Below are 15335 nucleotides of genomic sequence, written 5' to 3'. Positions count from 1 at the left end.
ACCTTCGCGCGAACCTCACTTCTTTGCGCCCAGTCAGGCCAACAGCTTCTTGATCCCGGCAAGCACCGCCTCCACCTTGATGGAATCGCTGCACTGTGCGTCCTTGTCGCACTTGGTGCGGAAACATTTGGTGCAGTGCATGGGCGACTGCAGCACCACGTGCCGCTCCCCGAGAGGGCCGCTTCTTTTGCCGTCGCTCGCCCGGTAAAAGGAGACGGTGGGGGTCCCTACTGCGGCCGCTAAGTGCACCGGTCCGGTATCGCCCCCGACCACCAGGTCGACCTTCTTCAATAGAGCGGTGAGCCCCTTAAGCGAGTAGCGGTCGAGAACCCTGCTCCCGGCCCCTATTTCCGCGGCGATCCCGGCCACAGCGGCGCGCTCCCCTTCATTGCCCCAGGGGAATAGAATGGAGGCGTCCGGGAACTGCTCCAATACCTCCCGCCCGAGGGCGACCCAGCTCTTTTTGCTCCAGAACTTGGTCTGCCAGGTGGTGCCGTACTGGAACAGGAACACCAGCCCGTCGGAGAGGGTCGCCAGGAGCGCTTCCGCGTTGGCGTCGTCCTCGGCCGAGGTGGCGATGCTCGAGCGGAGCGTCATCTGGCTGAAATCTTTGCCGAAAGGGACGGAGACCAGGCGCAGGCATTTCTGGGTGACGTGGTAGTCCTGACGCCGCATCGGTATTCGGCGGGTGGTAAAGAGGGAATTCACCGACTCCTGCAGTTCGCCGGAATCGAACCCGATCCGGTCCGCCCCCCCGGAGAGCCAGCAGATCAGGCCGCTCTTCAGGTTCCCCTGGATGTCGAAGACGAAGGCGTATTCGCGCTCCCGCAGCGCCTCCTTCAACCGGGCCACCTCGCTCCAGTGGGCGGGGAGAAAGGGGCGCTTGCGCCACGCCTTGGTCCGCACCGTGTGCAGCTGGGCTATGAGCGGGTTTCCTTCCAGCAGTTCCCGGAACGGCTCTTCCACCACCCAGTCGATCTCGATGCCGGGGGAGGCCTGCCTCAGGTAGTCAAGAACCGGCAGGGCGCTGATGATGTCGCCAAGCGCCGACGCCTTGATGATCAGTACACGCATAAACTCTTCTCTTTTTCTTCAGGTTACTCGGTTATCCCGCCTGTCCGCCGAGCCCGCCGCGGCTTTTGCGCTGGATTTCGTAAAGCTTCATGTACTTCATGAAGGTCCCCAGCGCGCCCATGGCCGAGATGACGAACCCATGCACACCCTCGAGGAAACCCAGCCGTATCAGGTAACGGGTCAGGAAGGTCGCCACGGGGCGGACGGTCACGTGATGCCAGCTGGTTCTTCTGCCGCGGGCGAAGTAATCGGCTGCCGAAAGGTCGGAGTAGCGCGCGGTGCGCAGGAAGTAGGTGTAGAGGTCCAGGTCCTGCTCGTGCAGTATCTCGCCGGCGAGCTTGCCGGTCGCGCCTTGCGTGATGAACCGCTCGTGCACGTTGCCGTCGCTCCATCTCCCGTTGACCCGGCAGTAAAGCCTCGGCTTGTAGTCCGGGTAGAGGGAGGCGTGCTTGATCCACTTGCCCCAAAAGCGCGTCTTGCGCTTGAACTCGAAGCAGCCGTAGCGGCCCAGGTCCTCTTCTTTCAGGGCCAGTATCGCGTCCCGCATCTGGTCCGAAACCCTCTCGTCGGCGTCGAGTTCCAGCACCCAGTCGTTTCGCACCAGCGACATGGCGTAGCTCTTCTGGTCCTTGAATCCCGTGAAGCGGTGCTGATGCAACGTTACGCCATGGGAGCGGCAGATATCGGGGGTGCTGTCCGTGCTGAAATCGTCGACGACCACTATCTCGTCCAGAAAGGAAAGCGAGGCAAGGCAGGCCCCTATTTTCGCCTCCTCGTTTTTGGTGATGACGAAGGCAGAGATGGAGACCCTTTTGCCGGACTGGACCATAGCGTTACCTGATGACACTGAAATACCTCGTAGATGTTTCCCGCAAGAGCGAGCTTTCAGCGCCCGCTAGCGCCCTTCCCACAAAACAGCGACCTCGCCCATCACTTCATCGACCGTGATCGCCTCTACGCACTCCGGCTTCATCCTTGCCGAGGGCTTGCATTCTTCGAAGAACTTCTGCCGGCAAGGGCTGCAGGGGAACTTGCGGTAGATCACCCTGCAACGTGCCCCCCAGGGGCCGAACTTCACCGGCGACTGGGGCCCGAAAAGCGCCACCAGCGGCACCTGAAGCGACGCCCCCAGGTGCATGATGCCGCTGTCGTTGCACACAAGCAGGTTGCAGCGCGACAAAATGGCCATGGTTTGGCGCAGCGTAGTGGCGCCTACGGCCTCCAGCGGCTTTACCGGGAGCGCCGCCCGGATCGGGACCAGCGCCTCGCGGTCTCTTGGCCCCCCAAGGAAAAGTATGCGGGCGCCGTAACGCTCCTGGAGGAGCCGCGCCAGTTCGATGAAGTTGTCGAGATGCCATCCGCGGGTCTCGTTGGCGGCAAAGGGGTGTATGGCGATAACCTTCTCGCCCGGGTCGACGCCTCTCTCCTGGAAGAAGCCGTCGGCGAACGCCTGTTCCTCATCAGAGAGCCAGGCTTCCAGGTAGTCGTCGGTTACCGGCACCCCGTCCGCGCGAAGAACGTCGAGGAAGTTTTGCACCTCATGCTGGCCGTGCTGGTACGGCACCCCCTTGGTGAGCAAGAAGCGGCGCCCCTCGGTCGAGAAACCCACCCTGGAGCGCGCGCCCGAAAGAAGCCCAATCACCGCACTGCCGAACGAGCGTTTCAGCACGTAGACCTTGTCGAAACGACGGGCCCGCAGTTGCCGGATAAAACCGAGCTTGTCCCCCATGGTCTTGTGGGTGGAGCGGCTGTCCGCATGTATGGTCGGGGGATCCCAGAAGATCAATTCGTCGACGTACGGTATCCCGTCGGCCACCTCGGCCGACCCCGGGGCCAGCACCCAGGCGATATGGGCATCCGGCTCCGCCTTTCTGAGATTCCTCAGGAAAGGTATGGTGAGGATGGTGTCCCCGATGAACCGGTAGCGCAGTACCAAGATCCTCTTGCCGCCGCGCCTTTCACTCTGTGAGGCAAACATCAACGCTCCTTATCCACCGCGCAGGCCTCGCCGCTGCCGGCGGGTGCCCCGTTGTCTTCTTCATCGATAGCTCCGGCAGGTCGGCAGGCGGGGCAGATCACGATCCGCAGCCCATCGCCGCTATGCGGCACAGATCCTCTCCAGCATCTCTTGCAAAAGCGGTGCATCGAGAAGCTCCAGATCGAGCCGCGCGACGTAGACGGTCCCCAGTTGGTCCATGAAGGGGGCGAGCTTCACCGCGTCCTTCTCCGTCGTCACCATGAAAGCCGACCGAGATGCCTTTTTCAGGCGCAAAACGGCCGCAATTTCGGCGTCACCATAGCAGATGTGGTCCGAAAAAGCGAGGGTGGTCACCAGCTGCACCCCCTCCTTTTCCAGGCTGTCGAAGAACCCTGCCGGGTCGGCAATGCCGGCAAAGGCCATGCAGCGCTCCCCCTTCAGGTCGGAGAAAGCCAGCGGCTCCCCCCCCTTGAGAGGAGCGCAGCCGTTCAGCCGGTGCAGCGAGCGGCAGGCAGGCGTGGCGAGGTTCGCGAGCTGCGGGGCGCTCTCGGGCTGGCAGCGGGTGAAGAGGACCAGGTCGGCGCGCCCGATGGCACTCTTCGGTTCCCGCAGGTACCCGGCCGGAAGCACCCGGTCGTTGCCGAAGGGGCGCCTGCAGTCGAGAAGCAGCAGGTTCAGGTCGCGCTTGAGCTTCAGGTGCTGGAAGCCGTCGTCCAGGATGAAGACGTCCGGGTTAAGCTCCTTGAGCGCCAGAAGCCCCGCCCGGTAGCGGTCCGCCCCGGTCACCACCATGAGCCCCGGCACCTTGCGCGCCAAAAGGCAGGGCTCGTCCCCCGCCTCTTCCGGCCCCACGAGGAGGTTATTGCCGTCGCTTACGATGCGCAGCTCTCCTTCCGCGCTCCCGCCGTAGCCGCGCGAGAGAACGGCGACCCTCTTGCCGCGCCCGATGAGGTAGGAGGCGAGCCAGGCGACGGTCGGGGTCTTGCCGGTCCCCCCCAGGGTGACGTTCCCCACCGAGATGACCGGGCGTGGGAGCCGGTGCGACGGGATGAGGCCGGCCGCGTAGCCGAGCGCGCGGAGCCTCAACGCCAGGGCGTAGGGGAGCGAAGCGAGGCGCAGTCCGGCGAGGGCGAGCCGGTCCTTCCACCCGGCGCGCTTGCCGTCCATCAATTCCTTGAAATAGGATTCCAGATCAGCCACGGCTTCCCCCCAGGCATGCCGCCATCGCGTCGAGGTGACGCGTGGTGGAGCCAGCGCTTTCGGCGAGGATCCCCGCTCCGTTGCGCCCCATCCGGTCCCGGCCGGCTGCGTCCCCGGAAAGGGATACCAGCTTCTCCCCCAGCTCAGCCGCTCCTACGAGCTGAATGCCCGCTTCCTTGGCGAGGAAGGTGGCAGCGATCTCGCGGAAGTTCTCCATGTGCGGCCCGAAGAGGACCGGGATGCCGCAGGCGGCGGGCTCCAGCGGGTTGTGTCCTCCGGTCGGGACCAGCGAACCGCCGACGAAAACGAGGTCCGAGGCGCCGTAGAGGCCCGCGAGTTCGCCGACCGTATCCAGGATGAACACCTCTCCCGGCTGCTGCGGCGCGGGTTCCGCCTCCAACTGGGAGCGGCGCCGGAAGCTGAACCCGCTCTTTTTCACCTGTTCGGCGACGCCCGCGGCGCGCTCCGGGTGGCGCGGGGCGAGGACGAGGAAACTCTCCGGCCGCGCCGACAAGAGCATGCGGTACGCCTCCAGGACGAACACCTCCTCACCTTCGTGGGTGCTGGCGGCGGTGAAGACGAAAGCCCCTCCGGGGATGCCGTACTTCGCCTTGATCCCGGACGCCTGCTCCGGGTTCTTCGGCCGCAGCGGGATGTCGTACTTCAGGTTCCCCGCGACGTGGACCGTCTCAGGCCTCGCGCCTATGGCCTGGATGCGGCTTGCGTCCTCGGCGCTTTGCATGCAGAGGGCGGATAGCCTTTGCAGCACGGGGCGGAAGAACCATGAGAAACGGAGGTAGCGCGAAAGGGAGCGGTCGGAGATGCGGCCGTTGGCGAGGAGCACCGGGATGCCGAGCCTCCCTGCCTCCTTGATGAAGTTGGGCCAGATCTCGGTCTCCATGATGACGACGAGGTCGGGGCTCACCTTCTTGAGGACAGCGCGGACGGCGAAGGGGTAATCGAAGGGAAAATAGATGCAGAGATCGGCGGAGTTGCTTTTGAGGGCGACGCCGCGGCCGGTCTCGGTGACGTTGGTGATCACGACCCGGTGCTCCGGGAAGCGCGAGCGGATCCCCTTGAGGAGCGGTTGGGCGGCGAGGGTCTCCCCCACCGAGACGGCATGGACCAGGATGGTCCTCTTGCCTTTGAGCGGCTCCAACTCGGCTTCGGGGATGGCGCCGAAGCGCTCCATGAAGGCGGTGCGCCTCCCCCGGCTCAAGGAGCGGTAGGCATGGTAGGGGACCAGCAAAGGCAAAAGCAGCCAGAGCAGCAGGTTGTAAATGAAGTCGATCATCGCAGCGAAAACACCCTCTGGCATGCGGACTTTTGTCCGCGCCTCAAAGCCTTGGCAGGCGATCAAATTACAGTTCTATCCAGTGTCCCCTCTCCCAGAGGGCGAGGGGAGAAGTTTGCTATTTCCCGGCAGCCCGGTCCGCCGCGGCTGGGGAATTCTTCCAGCGCTTGTGCACCCAGTACCACTGCGTGGGGTGCTGTATCACGTATTCCTCGATGAACCGCGTCAGCCCCCGCGCGTCCTCAGCCGCAGCCTCCTCCGGGTCCTCCAGGGTGGAAACGGGGTACTCCGGATAGAGGGTGATGATGTTCCTGGTTCCCTCGCGATGGATGAAACCGGGCACCAGCGGTGCGCCGCTCTTGCGCCCTATGAGCGCCGGGAGCCGGATGGCCCACGCCGGACGCCCCAGGAAGTCGACCAGTATCCCGCCGTCCGGGTGCACCGCCTGATCGATCAGAATCCCCACGATCTCCTTCTTCTTGAGCGCTGCGAACATGGAGCGGAGCGCCCCGTCCTTATAGATGACGCCGTTGCCGTACGCCTTGCGGATCTTTTCTATCATCGCGTTCAGGTACGGGTTGTCCTGGCGCCGGGCGACTACGGAGATGTCGTGGTAGCGCTGGCCGAAGGAAAGGGCCAGAAGCTCCCAGTTGCCGCAGTGGGCGGTGATGAAGGCGACACCCTTCCCCTTGGCGGCCGCAGCCTCGTAGTGCTCCAGCCCCCTGAATTCGACCGAGTCGATGAGCCCCTGTCCCTTGCCGCGGTAGAGCTTGCAGACCTCGACCACGCAGCAGCCCAGGTTCTCGAAGGTTTCCCGCGCCAACTGTTCGGGGGGTCCGCCGCGCCAGCCGGGCTGGCTTTCCAGAAAGGGGAGGCTCGCCGCGATGTTTTCGATGGCTATCCGCCGCCGCCCCTGCACCAGGGCAAAGAAGAGCCGGCCGATTCCCCGTCCTGCGGCCAGCGCCAGCCGGTCCGGCAGGAGCGCCACAGCAAAGGAGACCGCAACGAACAGCGCGGTCTCCAGGTACCATCGGATCTGTTTCAACATCGAAAAGCCTCTCAATCAAATCCCCCTCCCCTTCCGAAAGGGGGTTCCTCTATTCCGTTTCCTATGCCTTGAACTGCATCCCGTGCAGACGGCTGTAGAGGCCGTCGTTTTCCAGGAGCGCCTGGTGGCTCCCCATCTCGGCGACTGTCCCCTTTTCCAGCACGACTATGCGGTCGGCGTGGGTGATGGTGGAAAGGCGGTGCGCGATGACGAAGGTGGTGCGGTTGTGCATCAGGTTGTTCAGAGCCTGCTGCACCATCTGTTCGCTCTCGGTGTCGAGGGCGCTGGTAGCCTCGTCCAGGATCAGTATCGGCGCGTTCTTGAGGATCGCACGGGCGATGCAGAGCCGCTGCCGCTGGCCTCCGGAAAGACGGACCCCGCGATCGCCGATGTTGGTTTCGTACCCTTCCGGAAGCTCCAGGATGAATTCATGCGCGAAGGCGGCGCGGGCCGCGGCCTCGACCTCGGCATCGGTGGCGTCGATCTTGCCGTAGCGGATGTTGTTGGCGATGGTGTCGTTGAAGAGGATGGTCTCCTGGTCCACCAGGGCGATCTGCTCCAGGAGGCTCTTCACGGTCCGCTGCCGGATATCGACCCCGTCCAGGAGGACCGACCCGCTGGTCGGATCGTAGAACCTGGTGATGAGCGAGACGAGCGTAGTCTTGCCGCCGCCGGAAGGACCGACCAGGGCGATGACCTCTCCCCTTCTGGCCATGAGGTTCACCCCCTGCAGTACATACTCGTCGTCGTACTTGAAGTGGACGTCGCGGAACTCCACTTCCCCCTTGGCCCTCCCCAGGTCTCCGGAGCCGGGAAGATCCACGATCTCCGGCTCCTCGTCCATCACCTCGAACACACGCTCAGCTGCGCCGACCGAGCGCTGAAGGTTGTTGTAGGAGGCGATCAGCCGCTTAACAGGGGTGAACACCAATACCATGGCGGTGATGAAGGAGAAGAATTCGGAGGCGCTGCGGGTGCCCTGCATGACGCTGCTGCCGCCGACCCAGATCACGGCCGCCACGCCGAAGGAGATGATGAACTCCATGATGGGGGCCGACAGCCCCTCGTACTTTATGTTCTTCCTGATGAAGTAGTAGAACTCCTCGTTGCTGCGCCGGAAACGCTCCACCTCGCGCGTCTCCAGTCCGAACGCCTTCACCACCTTGATCCCCGAATAGGTCTCCTGAAGGATGCTGGCCAGGTCCCCCATCTTCTCCTGCCCATGCCTGGCCAGCCCCTTGATCCTCTTGCCGATCTTCTGCGCCGGGATCACGGTGAGCGGGATGACCACGAAAGAGATCAGCGCAAGCTTCCAGTCGCGGTAGAAGATGACGCAAAGAAGCGAGACCGCGGAAATGCCGTCGCGGAACAGGCCGGTGATGACGCTCGCCACCCCTTCCTGCATGATGGCGACATCGCTGATCACGCGCGACATAAGGATCCCGGTCTCGTTGTGGAAGAAGTACCCGAGGCTGAGCCCCATGTTCTTCTGGTACAGGTCGTTCCTGACGTCCTGCACGGCGAGCTGCCCGGCGCTCCTGATGAAGAAGTCGTTGGTGTAACGGCAAACGCCGCGCAGCGCGTAAAGCACGATTATCCCGATGGGGAGCAGGACGAAGATGCCGGTCTCCTTCCCGGAGAAGATTTTTCTCAACACCGGTTCTACCAGGTAGGCGAGCGCTCCGTCCATGGCGCCGACGCCCAGTGATCCGAGCGCCGCCACGGCGATGCGCCACCAGTAGGGGCGGCTGTATGCCAGAAGTCTTTGGAAAGCGTCCTTTGCTTTCTCGTTTACTGCACTCATCTCATCATCTCCATGGCCAGCCGGGCCACCCTCCCTAGGGCGCCTCCGCTGCCTAACTTGACTCTCATCGCGGCGAAACCTTCCCGCATCTCTGTTGCATACGCCGCGTCGTTCAAAAGCGCGTCTACTTCGTCCGCGATGGCGACGGGCTCCGCCTCGTGCTGGACCAGTTCCCGCACCATCCTTTTTTCGGCCACGATGTTGCTGATCCCTATGTGCGGCACGTTGATCACCCTTTTGCCGACCTCGTAGGTGAAGGTGGACATCTTGTAGATGATCAGGTGCGGGGTCCCGACCAGCGCCATCTCCATCACCACGGTCCCGGAGGCGCAAACGGCGGCGTCGCAGGCGGTCATCACGTCGTGGTTGCGGCCGGAGACCACCCTTACCTCGACCTTGGAGCCGGAGAGGTACGGGTCGAGATCCTCCCGGCGCAGCGACGAGGCGAGCGGGAGCACGAACTGCAGCTCCGGCATCCTCTTTTTCAGGATCTCGGCGGACTCAAGGATGATCCCCAAGAGCTTGCCGATCTCGGACTTCCGGCTCCCCGGGAAAAGGCCTACGCAGCGCCGCTGCGGGTCGAGCCCCAGGGAGGAAAGCGCCTCGTCCCTTTTCATGGTGGGGCGCACCAGGTCGAGCAGCGGATGCCCGACGAAGGTGACCGGCACGCCGGCGTTTTGGTAGAAGGGGACCTCGAACGGGAAGAGGACGGCCATCATGTCGACCACACGGCCGATACCCTTGACGCGTCCGCTTCTCCAGGCCCACACCTGCGGGGAGATGAAGTAGAGCACCTTGACGCCGGCCTTCTTGGCCACCTTGGCGAGCCTCAGGTTGAAGTCGGGGTAATCGATCAGGATCAACAGGTCGGGAAGATCGCTGCGGAGCTTGTTCTTGAGGGTGTTGAAACCGTTGACGATCACCGGAAGGTGCGCGACCACCTCGACCAGCCCCATCACGGCCATGGTGTCCGCGTCGACCAGCGTCTCGACGCCGGCCTTGCGCATGTTGCCGCCCCCCATCCCGAAGAACCTGGTCTCCGGGGCGAGGGCACGTATCTCGGTCGCGATGCTCGCGCCGTACATCTCGCCGGAAGCCTCACCGGCGACGATCATCACGGACTTTGGTTTTTCTTGCAAACAAACCTCTGAAAGACAGCTTAAAGGCAGATTGAGATTAAGATTAAGATTAAGATTGAGAAAAACCTTGCGTAATTCTTAACATCAATCTCAGCACCACCTCAACATAAAGCTTCTTGATCTCTTCATCTTAATCTTGATCTCTTCATCTTAATCTTGATCTCTTCATCTTAATCTTGATCTGTACTCTCTTAATCTGCCTTACTCTTAATCTTAATCTGCTTTATCTCTTAATCTGCCTTATCGTGTGACCCCGCGCTTGGCGGATTCTATGAAGGAGATGAAGTGCTCTAGCTCGGGGCAGGTGGGGATGTCGCTCTTCATCTTCTCCACCGCCTCGGTCAGCTTCATGCCGGAAAGCGACAGGATCTTGTACGCCTTCTTCAGGCTGGAGACGGTCTGCTCGGAGAAACCGCGCCTTTTCAGCCCGACCAGGTTCAATCCCCTTAGCCTCGACTCGCTGCGGTCGCCGGTGACGATGGTGTAGGGGGGGACGTCCAGGGTGATCGAGGTCATGCCGCCGACCATCACGTGCGCGCCGATCCTGGTGAACTGCAGTACGGCGGAGAGACCGCCCATGATGGCGTAGTCCTCGACGGTGACGTGCCCGGCGAGGGTGGCCGAGTTGGCCATGATGACATGGTTGCCGATGTGGCAGTCGTGGGCCACGTGCGAGTAGGCCATGAAGAGGTTCCCGCCGCCGACGGTGGTCTCGCCGTCGCCGGTCACGGTTCCCAGGTGCAGGCTGGCGAACTCCCTGATGGTGTTGCCGTTGCCGATCTTGAGCCAGGTTTTCTCGCCTTTGTACTTCAAGTCCTGGGGGACTGCTCCCACCGAGGCCATGTGGAAGATGTTGTTGTCCTCGCCGATCTCGGTCCAGCCGTCGATCACGGTGTGCGGGCCGATCTTGGTCCCCTTGCCGATGCTTACGTTTTCGCCGATGACTACATAAGGGCCGATCTCGACCCCGTCGGCGATCTTGGCGCCGGGGTGGATTATTGCGGTGCTGTGAATCATCTCTTTCTCCTGAATCCCCCGCTGAAGAGGGCTTACTTGCTCCCGAGGGTCGCCTTAAGCTCGGCTTCGGTCATCAGGGTCTCGCCGACGTAGGCCTTGGCCGCTACGCTCCAGATGCCGCGCTTGCAGAACAGGGTCTCCACCTCGATTCTCAGGGTGTCGCCCGGCTTTACCGGTTTCCTGAAACGGGCGTTGTCGATGGCCATGAAGTAGCTGACCTTCTCCTTGGCGTCGCCTTCCGCGGCCTTGTAGGCCAGGATGGCGGCGACCTGCGCCATCGCTTCGATGATCAGGACCCCCGGCATGACCGGGAATCCGGGGAAGTGCCCCTGGAAAAACGGCTCGTTCATGGTGACGTTCTTGATGCCGACGATCCGCTTTCCCGGCTCCATCTCGACGATCTTGTCGACCAGGAGGAAAGGGTAGCGATGCGGAAGAAGTTCCATAATCTGCACTATATCAAGCATTAAAATCTCTCCTTGAACCGGCTCCGTCCGAGGGAGCCGAGGTAATTACTCCCCTTTGGCCAGTTTCGCTTCCAACTCCGCCACCCGCTTCTCCAGCGCCGAGAGCGTCTTCTTCATCTCGGGAAGCTTGGGCGCTATGCCGGCCGACCTGAGCCAGTCGCGGTGCGGCATCACCGGGATGCCGGAAAGCACCTGGTTCGGCTCCACGTTCCCCGCCACGCCGGACTTCGCGCCGATCATGACGTTGTCGCCGATCTTGATGTGGCCGGCGACGCCGACCTGCCCCCCGAGGGTTACGTGGTTCCCCAGCTGGGTGCTGCCGGAGATGCCGACCTGGGAGACGATGATGCAGTCCTCGCCGATGACGACGTTGTGCGCGATCTGCACCAGGTTGTCGATCTTCGTGCCGCGGCGGATCCGGGTGGCCTCAAGCGCCGCGCGGTCGATGACGCAGTTGGAGCCGATCTCGACGTCATCCTCGACGATGACGATGCCGATCTGCGGGATCTTGTAGTAGGAGGCGCCGTCGGGCGCGTAGCCGAAGCCGTCGGAGCCGATCACGGTCCCGTCGTGGATGGTGACGCGGTTGCCGATGCGGCACCGCTCGCGGACGCTCACGTTGGCGTGCAGCGTCACGTCGTTGCCGACCACGACACCCGGGTAGAGCACGACTCCCGGGTGCAGGACCACCCGGTCGCCGATCACGGCGCCGGCGCCTATGTAGGCGCCCGGGTACACCGAAACGTCCGCCCCGAGCTTCACCCCATCGGCTACGAAGGCGCCCGGCAACACGCCGACCGGCTTTGCCGGTGCGGTGTAAAACAGGGTGAGCAGCTTCGCGAAGGCAAGATAAGGGTTGGGGTGGAAGATGGCGTTCTTGCCATGGGTGTTCCCCCCGGTCCCCATCAGCACGGCCGAAGCCTTGGTGGTGGCGACCTTGGCGGCGTACTTCGGGTTGGCCAGAAAAGTAAGCGTCCCCTCCCCCGCGTCGTCCAGGGTCGCGAGCCCGCCGATCAGGACTTCGCCGTCGCCGGAAACGGTCCCTCCCAGGTACTGCGCTATTTCATTAAGCGATTTCTTCATCAAAAACCTCGGCAGGGTTCGACGTTCGCCGTTCGAGGTTCCAGGTCAGAAACGACAAGTCCCCCTTGGCCTGATGAGAGGCTTGGCCAAGGGGGGAACAGGTCCGGTCGTTAACGTGGAACTCAGAGCACGGGAACGTGGAACGTTTCTATTTATTTCTTCCTGGCGGCGTTGAAGGCCTTCAGCACTTCGTCGGTCACGTCGGCGGACGGGTCGAGATAGATCATGATCTCGTTCCTGACCAGGATGAAGGTGTAGCCGTTCTTGCGCCCGAAATCCTGCGCCACCTTGACGATCTCGTCCACGATCTTGCCGGTGAACTCGTCGTTTTTGGCCTGCAGGTCGTCCTGGGCGTCCTTCAGGAAACGCTGGTACTCCTTGAGACGCTGCTGGTAATCGCGCTCTTTGGCGCCGCGGGCAGACTCGTTAAGCACCACCCCCTGGCTTTCCAGCTCGCCCTTGAGCTTCTTCAGCTCGCCTTCCTTCGTGTTCTTCTCGCCCTCGTACTTGGCCGCCTTCTGGCCGAGTTGTTCCTTCGCCTCTTTGCCCGCGTCCGACATCAGCAGCACCTTCTGGATGTCGACGGAGCCGAACTTGCCGCCGTCGGCGGCCAACGCGGAGAGGGGAAGAGAAAACACCACTAATAATGCGATGATAAGACGTTTCATGACTTGCTCCTTGCAATGCATGGTTTTAGAAAATACTCCCTATGGAGAACTCAAGCTTTCCGCCTGAGTCAATTCCTTGTCTGGGGTTGATCGGGATGCCGTACTCGAGTCTCAGCGGCCCTATCGGGGAGAACCACCTGATGCCGGCGCCGTAGCTGGTCAGGATGTTGCCGAAGGTGTCGTTCAGGCTGTTGGCCGAGTTGCCGGCGTCGAAGAAGAGGACGGCTTTAAGCCCCGCCTCTTTCAACAGCGGGAAGGTGTACTCGACGTTCGCCACCGCCTCCATCTCGCCCCCCAGATAGACGCGGTTCAGGCTGGTCCCGCCATAACCTGAACCATCGATGATCGGGACGTCGGAGGCCTTGAACGGGCTTACGGTACGCGAGGAGTAGCCGCGCAGCGAGCTGATGCCCCCAAGATAAAACCTCTCGTCGATCGGTATTTCTTTGCCGCCAAATCCCTGCACGTACCCGAGCGTTCCCCGCACCGACCCCACCCCGAAGAGCAGGGGATGGAACAGCGTATGCTCGGTGATGGTCTTGAGGTAGCGGTTGGTGCCGCCAAAACCGGCGACCTCCAGGGATAGCGTGTTCATCATCCCGGTGGAGGGGTCGAGCCGGTAGTCGGTGGTGTTGCTGGTGATGCTGGCGACGATGGCACTGGTGGTCGAGGTCTTGTCCGGGGCCAGGATCGTCCCCTTGTTGATGTTGACCTGCAGCTCGGGCGACTCGTCGAAGATCTCCTTCTGCTCGTACTTGTAGAGCCAGAAGGTGCTCAAGGTATCCGAGAGGGGATATCCCGCCTTGACGTCGCCGCCGGTCGCGCGGCGGGTGTAGTCGAGGTACTTCCGCTCGTTGCGGTAGATATCGCCCCCGATGGTCCACTTGCTATCCATGAAGTACGGATCGGTGAGCCCGAGGTTGTAGGTCTGGGACTTGCTGCCGAATGAGGCGGCCGCGGTCATCTTGAGCCCGAGGCCGAGGAAGTTGGCCTGCTGCACCGACCCTTGCCCTATGATGCCGTCCAGCGAGCTGTAGCCCGCCCCGATGCTGAAGGTGCCGGTCGGCTTCTCTTTCACCTCGACGTTCAAGTCGAGCTTGTTGGAAGCGCTCCCCTTTGCCGTCACCAGGTTGGCCTCCTCGAAGAAGCCGGTGTTCATCAGGTTCTGCTTGCTGCGCTTGAGCGCAGTGGAGCTGTAAAGCTCCCCCTCTGCCAGCCTCAGCTCGCGCCGCACCACCTTGTCGCGGGACTTGGTGTTGCCGGCGATGTTGATCCGGTCGATGCTCACCTTCTCCCCCTTCTCAAGGTCGAAGCTGATGTCGATGATGCGCTGCTCGCGGTTCAGGTTGGTGATCGGGGAGACGTTGGCGAAGGCGTATCCCTTGTCCGCATAGAAGTCGGTAAGGGTGAAGATGTCGGCCCGCAAGCTGCTGCGGTTGAAGACTTCCCCGCTCTTTTCCTTCAGCTTGCCGAAGAGCACGTCCCGGTGCTCCAGCAGGTCTCCCTTGAAGTCGAGTTTCCCGATGCGGTACTGCTCCCCTTCCGTGATCCCGATGGTTACCTGGAGCGCCTTCCGGTCCGGGGTAAGCTCCACCTTCGGCTCGCCGATCTTCACGTTGATGTAGCCGTCGTTCATGTACAGGTCGGTGAGAAGCGCCATGTCGTTTTTGAGCGTTTCTTCCTTGTAGGTGCCGGCGCCGGTGAGCCAGGAGAACATCCACTTCTCCGAGGTCTCCATCGCCTTTTTCAGCTTTTTCGCCCTGAACGCCTGGTTCCCCTCGAAGCGGATCTCTTTGATGAGGACCTTGTCCCCTTCCTTGACGCGGAAGATGACGTTCAGCTCGGTGTCCGAGCGCATGCTGATGTCCCCGGTCACCTCGGCCAGGTAGTAGCCCTCGTCCGCGTAGAGCTTTTTCACCTTCTTGACGCTTTTTTGCAGGTCCTTCTGGGAGAAGATGGCGTTGGGTTTGATCTCCACCGCCTCGCGCACCTTCTCGGTGCTCAGTTCTTTCGCCCCCTCGACCTTCACCTCGCGCACGATCGGCTTTTCCTGCACGACGTACTCGAGGACCACACCCCCGTCCGCGGCTTCGGTCTGCACCTTCACGTCCTTGAAGTACCCCAGCTGGTAGATCGCCTTCAGGTCCGCATCGACCTTCGCCGGGTCCAGCACCTCGCCGGCCTTGGTCCGCAGCGCCGGCATGATGGCGGCGGTCTCGATGCGCCGGTTGCCGCTGATCTTGACCGCGGCGATTTTCTCGGTGCCGGACTGGGGAGCTGCCGCCGGTTGCGCGGGTGCCGGTGACGGTTGCGCAGGGGCCGGGGCCGGTTGCGCCGGCGGGGCGGCAGGCTGAGCGGGCTGGGCTGACGGGGCCGTCGCGGCGGACGGGCCGTGGTGTTCGCCTTGGGCAAACGACAGCGTCGGGCAGACCAGGAGCTGAACGGCAAGCATGGCTGAAATCGATGTACGCAATGTACGCAGCAAAGGGCCCCCAGAAATACAGTGAATAATTAAGGTAACTAAGAACGACCGCCTTGCGGCAGCGACAACTCCGGAATCGAC

At 62.5% G+C, this 15335-nt stretch carries 13 protein-coding genes; all 13 read right to left on the bottom strand.

All coding sequences use genetic code 11. The features are described from left to right. Positions 1 to 33: 33 nt before the first annotated feature. Complete coding sequence (waaC, locus tag GBEM_RS04235; RefSeq protein ID WP_012529285.1) at positions 34 to 1074, bottom strand: lipopolysaccharide heptosyltransferase I; 1041 nt, start codon at positions 1072 to 1074, stop codon at positions 34 to 36. A gap of 31 nt (positions 1075 to 1105) precedes the next feature. Then, on the bottom strand, positions 1106 to 1921 hold the full coding sequence (locus GBEM_RS04230) for a glycosyltransferase family 2 protein (RefSeq protein ID WP_148212890.1): 816 nt from the start codon (positions 1919 to 1921) through the stop codon (positions 1106 to 1108). Between the two features lie 48 nt (positions 1922 to 1969). Then, positions 1970 to 3052, bottom strand: a complete 1083-nt coding sequence (locus GBEM_RS04225; RefSeq protein ID WP_012529283.1) for a glycosyltransferase family 9 protein — start codon at positions 3050 to 3052, stop codon at positions 1970 to 1972. A 120-nt stretch (positions 3053 to 3172) separates the two neighbouring features. Further along, complete coding sequence (gene lpxK, locus GBEM_RS04220; protein ID WP_041262996.1) at positions 3173 to 4219, bottom strand: tetraacyldisaccharide 4'-kinase; 1047 nt, start codon at positions 4217 to 4219, stop codon at positions 3173 to 3175. Positions 4220 to 4244: 25 nt separating this feature from the next. Further along, entirely contained in the window at positions 4245 to 5546 is a 1302-nt protein-coding gene (locus GBEM_RS04215) for a 3-deoxy-D-manno-octulosonic acid transferase (RefSeq protein ID WP_012529281.1), read from the bottom strand. A gap of 118 nt (positions 5547 to 5664) precedes the next feature. Further along, positions 5665 to 6594 carry a lysophospholipid acyltransferase family protein gene (locus tag GBEM_RS04210; protein ID WP_012529280.1) on the bottom strand — a complete coding sequence of 310 codons (930 nt, stop codon included), beginning with the start codon at positions 6592 to 6594 and terminating at the stop codon, positions 5665 to 5667. 61 nt (positions 6595 to 6655) lie between these two features. Further along, the gene (gene msbA / locus GBEM_RS04205; protein ID WP_012529279.1) at positions 6656 to 8398 is read right to left on the bottom strand and encodes a lipid A export permease/ATP-binding protein MsbA; all 1743 of its coding nucleotides are present in this window, start codon (positions 8396 to 8398) and stop codon (positions 6656 to 6658) included. Further along, positions 8395 to 9537: a lipid-A-disaccharide synthase gene (gene lpxB / locus GBEM_RS04200; protein ID WP_012529278.1), complete on the bottom strand. Its 1143-nt coding sequence runs from the start codon at positions 9535 to 9537 to the stop codon at positions 8395 to 8397. The genes msbA and lpxB overlap by 4 nt, the downstream gene beginning before the upstream one ends. A gap of 240 nt (positions 9538 to 9777) precedes the next feature. Continuing rightward, positions 9778 to 10554, bottom strand: coding sequence for an acyl-ACP--UDP-N-acetylglucosamine O-acyltransferase (gene lpxA / locus GBEM_RS04195; RefSeq protein ID WP_012529277.1), 777 nt, complete (start codon positions 10552 to 10554; stop codon positions 9778 to 9780). Between the two features lie 32 nt (positions 10555 to 10586). Then, positions 10587 to 11021 (bottom strand): 3-hydroxyacyl-ACP dehydratase FabZ, encoded by a 435-nt coding sequence (fabZ, locus tag GBEM_RS04190; protein WP_012529276.1) that lies wholly within the window; start codon positions 11019 to 11021, stop codon positions 10587 to 10589. A 45-nt stretch (positions 11022 to 11066) separates the two neighbouring features. Then, positions 11067 to 12104: a UDP-3-O-(3-hydroxymyristoyl)glucosamine N-acyltransferase gene (lpxD, locus tag GBEM_RS04185; protein ID WP_012529275.1), complete on the bottom strand. Its 1038-nt coding sequence runs from the start codon at positions 12102 to 12104 to the stop codon at positions 11067 to 11069. Between the two features lie 152 nt (positions 12105 to 12256). Next, on the bottom strand, positions 12257 to 12772 hold the full coding sequence (locus tag GBEM_RS04180) for an OmpH family outer membrane protein (protein ID WP_012529274.1): 516 nt from the start codon (positions 12770 to 12772) through the stop codon (positions 12257 to 12259). 25 nt (positions 12773 to 12797) lie between these two features. After that, complete coding sequence (bamA, locus tag GBEM_RS04175; protein ID WP_041262633.1) at positions 12798 to 15224, bottom strand: outer membrane protein assembly factor BamA; 2427 nt, start codon at positions 15222 to 15224, stop codon at positions 12798 to 12800. Positions 15225 to 15335 lie beyond the last annotated feature (111 nt).

This window comes from Citrifermentans bemidjiense Bem (assembly GCF_000020725.1).
In the GTDB taxonomy this organism is placed as follows: domain Bacteria; phylum Desulfobacterota; class Desulfuromonadia; order Geobacterales; family Geobacteraceae; genus Geomonas; species Geomonas bemidjiensis.
The sequence above is the reverse complement of the archived record's forward strand: the minus strand, read 5'-3'. Positions and strand labels throughout refer to the sequence as shown.

Excerpts from the sequence above, each read along its gene's own strand:
- waaC (WP_012529285.1), bottom strand. The coding sequence starts at position 1,074 with ATGCGTGTACTGATCATCAAGGCGTCGGCGCTTGGCGACATCATCAGC.
- GBEM_RS04225 (WP_012529283.1), bottom strand. The coding sequence starts at position 3,052 with ATGTTTGCCTCACAGAGTGAAAGGCGCGGCGGCAAGAGGATCTTGGTA.
- lpxK (WP_041262996.1), bottom strand. The coding sequence starts at position 4,219 with ATGGACGGCAAGCGCGCCGGGTGGAAGGACCGGCTCGCCCTCGCCGGA.
- GBEM_RS04215 (WP_012529281.1), bottom strand. The coding sequence starts at position 5,546 with ATGATCGACTTCATTTACAACCTGCTGCTCTGGCTGCTTTTGCCTTTG.
- GBEM_RS04210 (WP_012529280.1), bottom strand. The coding sequence starts at position 6,594 with ATGTTGAAACAGATCCGATGGTACCTGGAGACCGCGCTGTTCGTTGCG.
- msbA (WP_012529279.1), bottom strand. The coding sequence starts at position 8,398 with ATGAGTGCAGTAAACGAGAAAGCAAAGGACGCTTTCCAAAGACTTCTG.
- lpxA (WP_012529277.1), bottom strand. The coding sequence starts at position 10,554 with ATGATTCACAGCACCGCAATAATCCACCCCGGCGCCAAGATCGCCGAC.
- fabZ (WP_012529276.1), bottom strand. The coding sequence starts at position 11,021 with ATGCTTGATATAGTGCAGATTATGGAACTTCTTCCGCATCGCTACCCT.
- lpxD (WP_012529275.1), bottom strand. The coding sequence starts at position 12,104 with ATGAAGAAATCGCTTAATGAAATAGCGCAGTACCTGGGAGGGACCGTT.
- GBEM_RS04180 (WP_012529274.1), bottom strand. The coding sequence starts at position 12,772 with ATGAAACGTCTTATCATCGCATTATTAGTGGTGTTTTCTCTTCCCCTC.
- bamA (WP_041262633.1), bottom strand. The coding sequence starts at position 15,224 with ATGCTTGCCGTTCAGCTCCTGGTCTGCCCGACGCTGTCGTTTGCCCAA.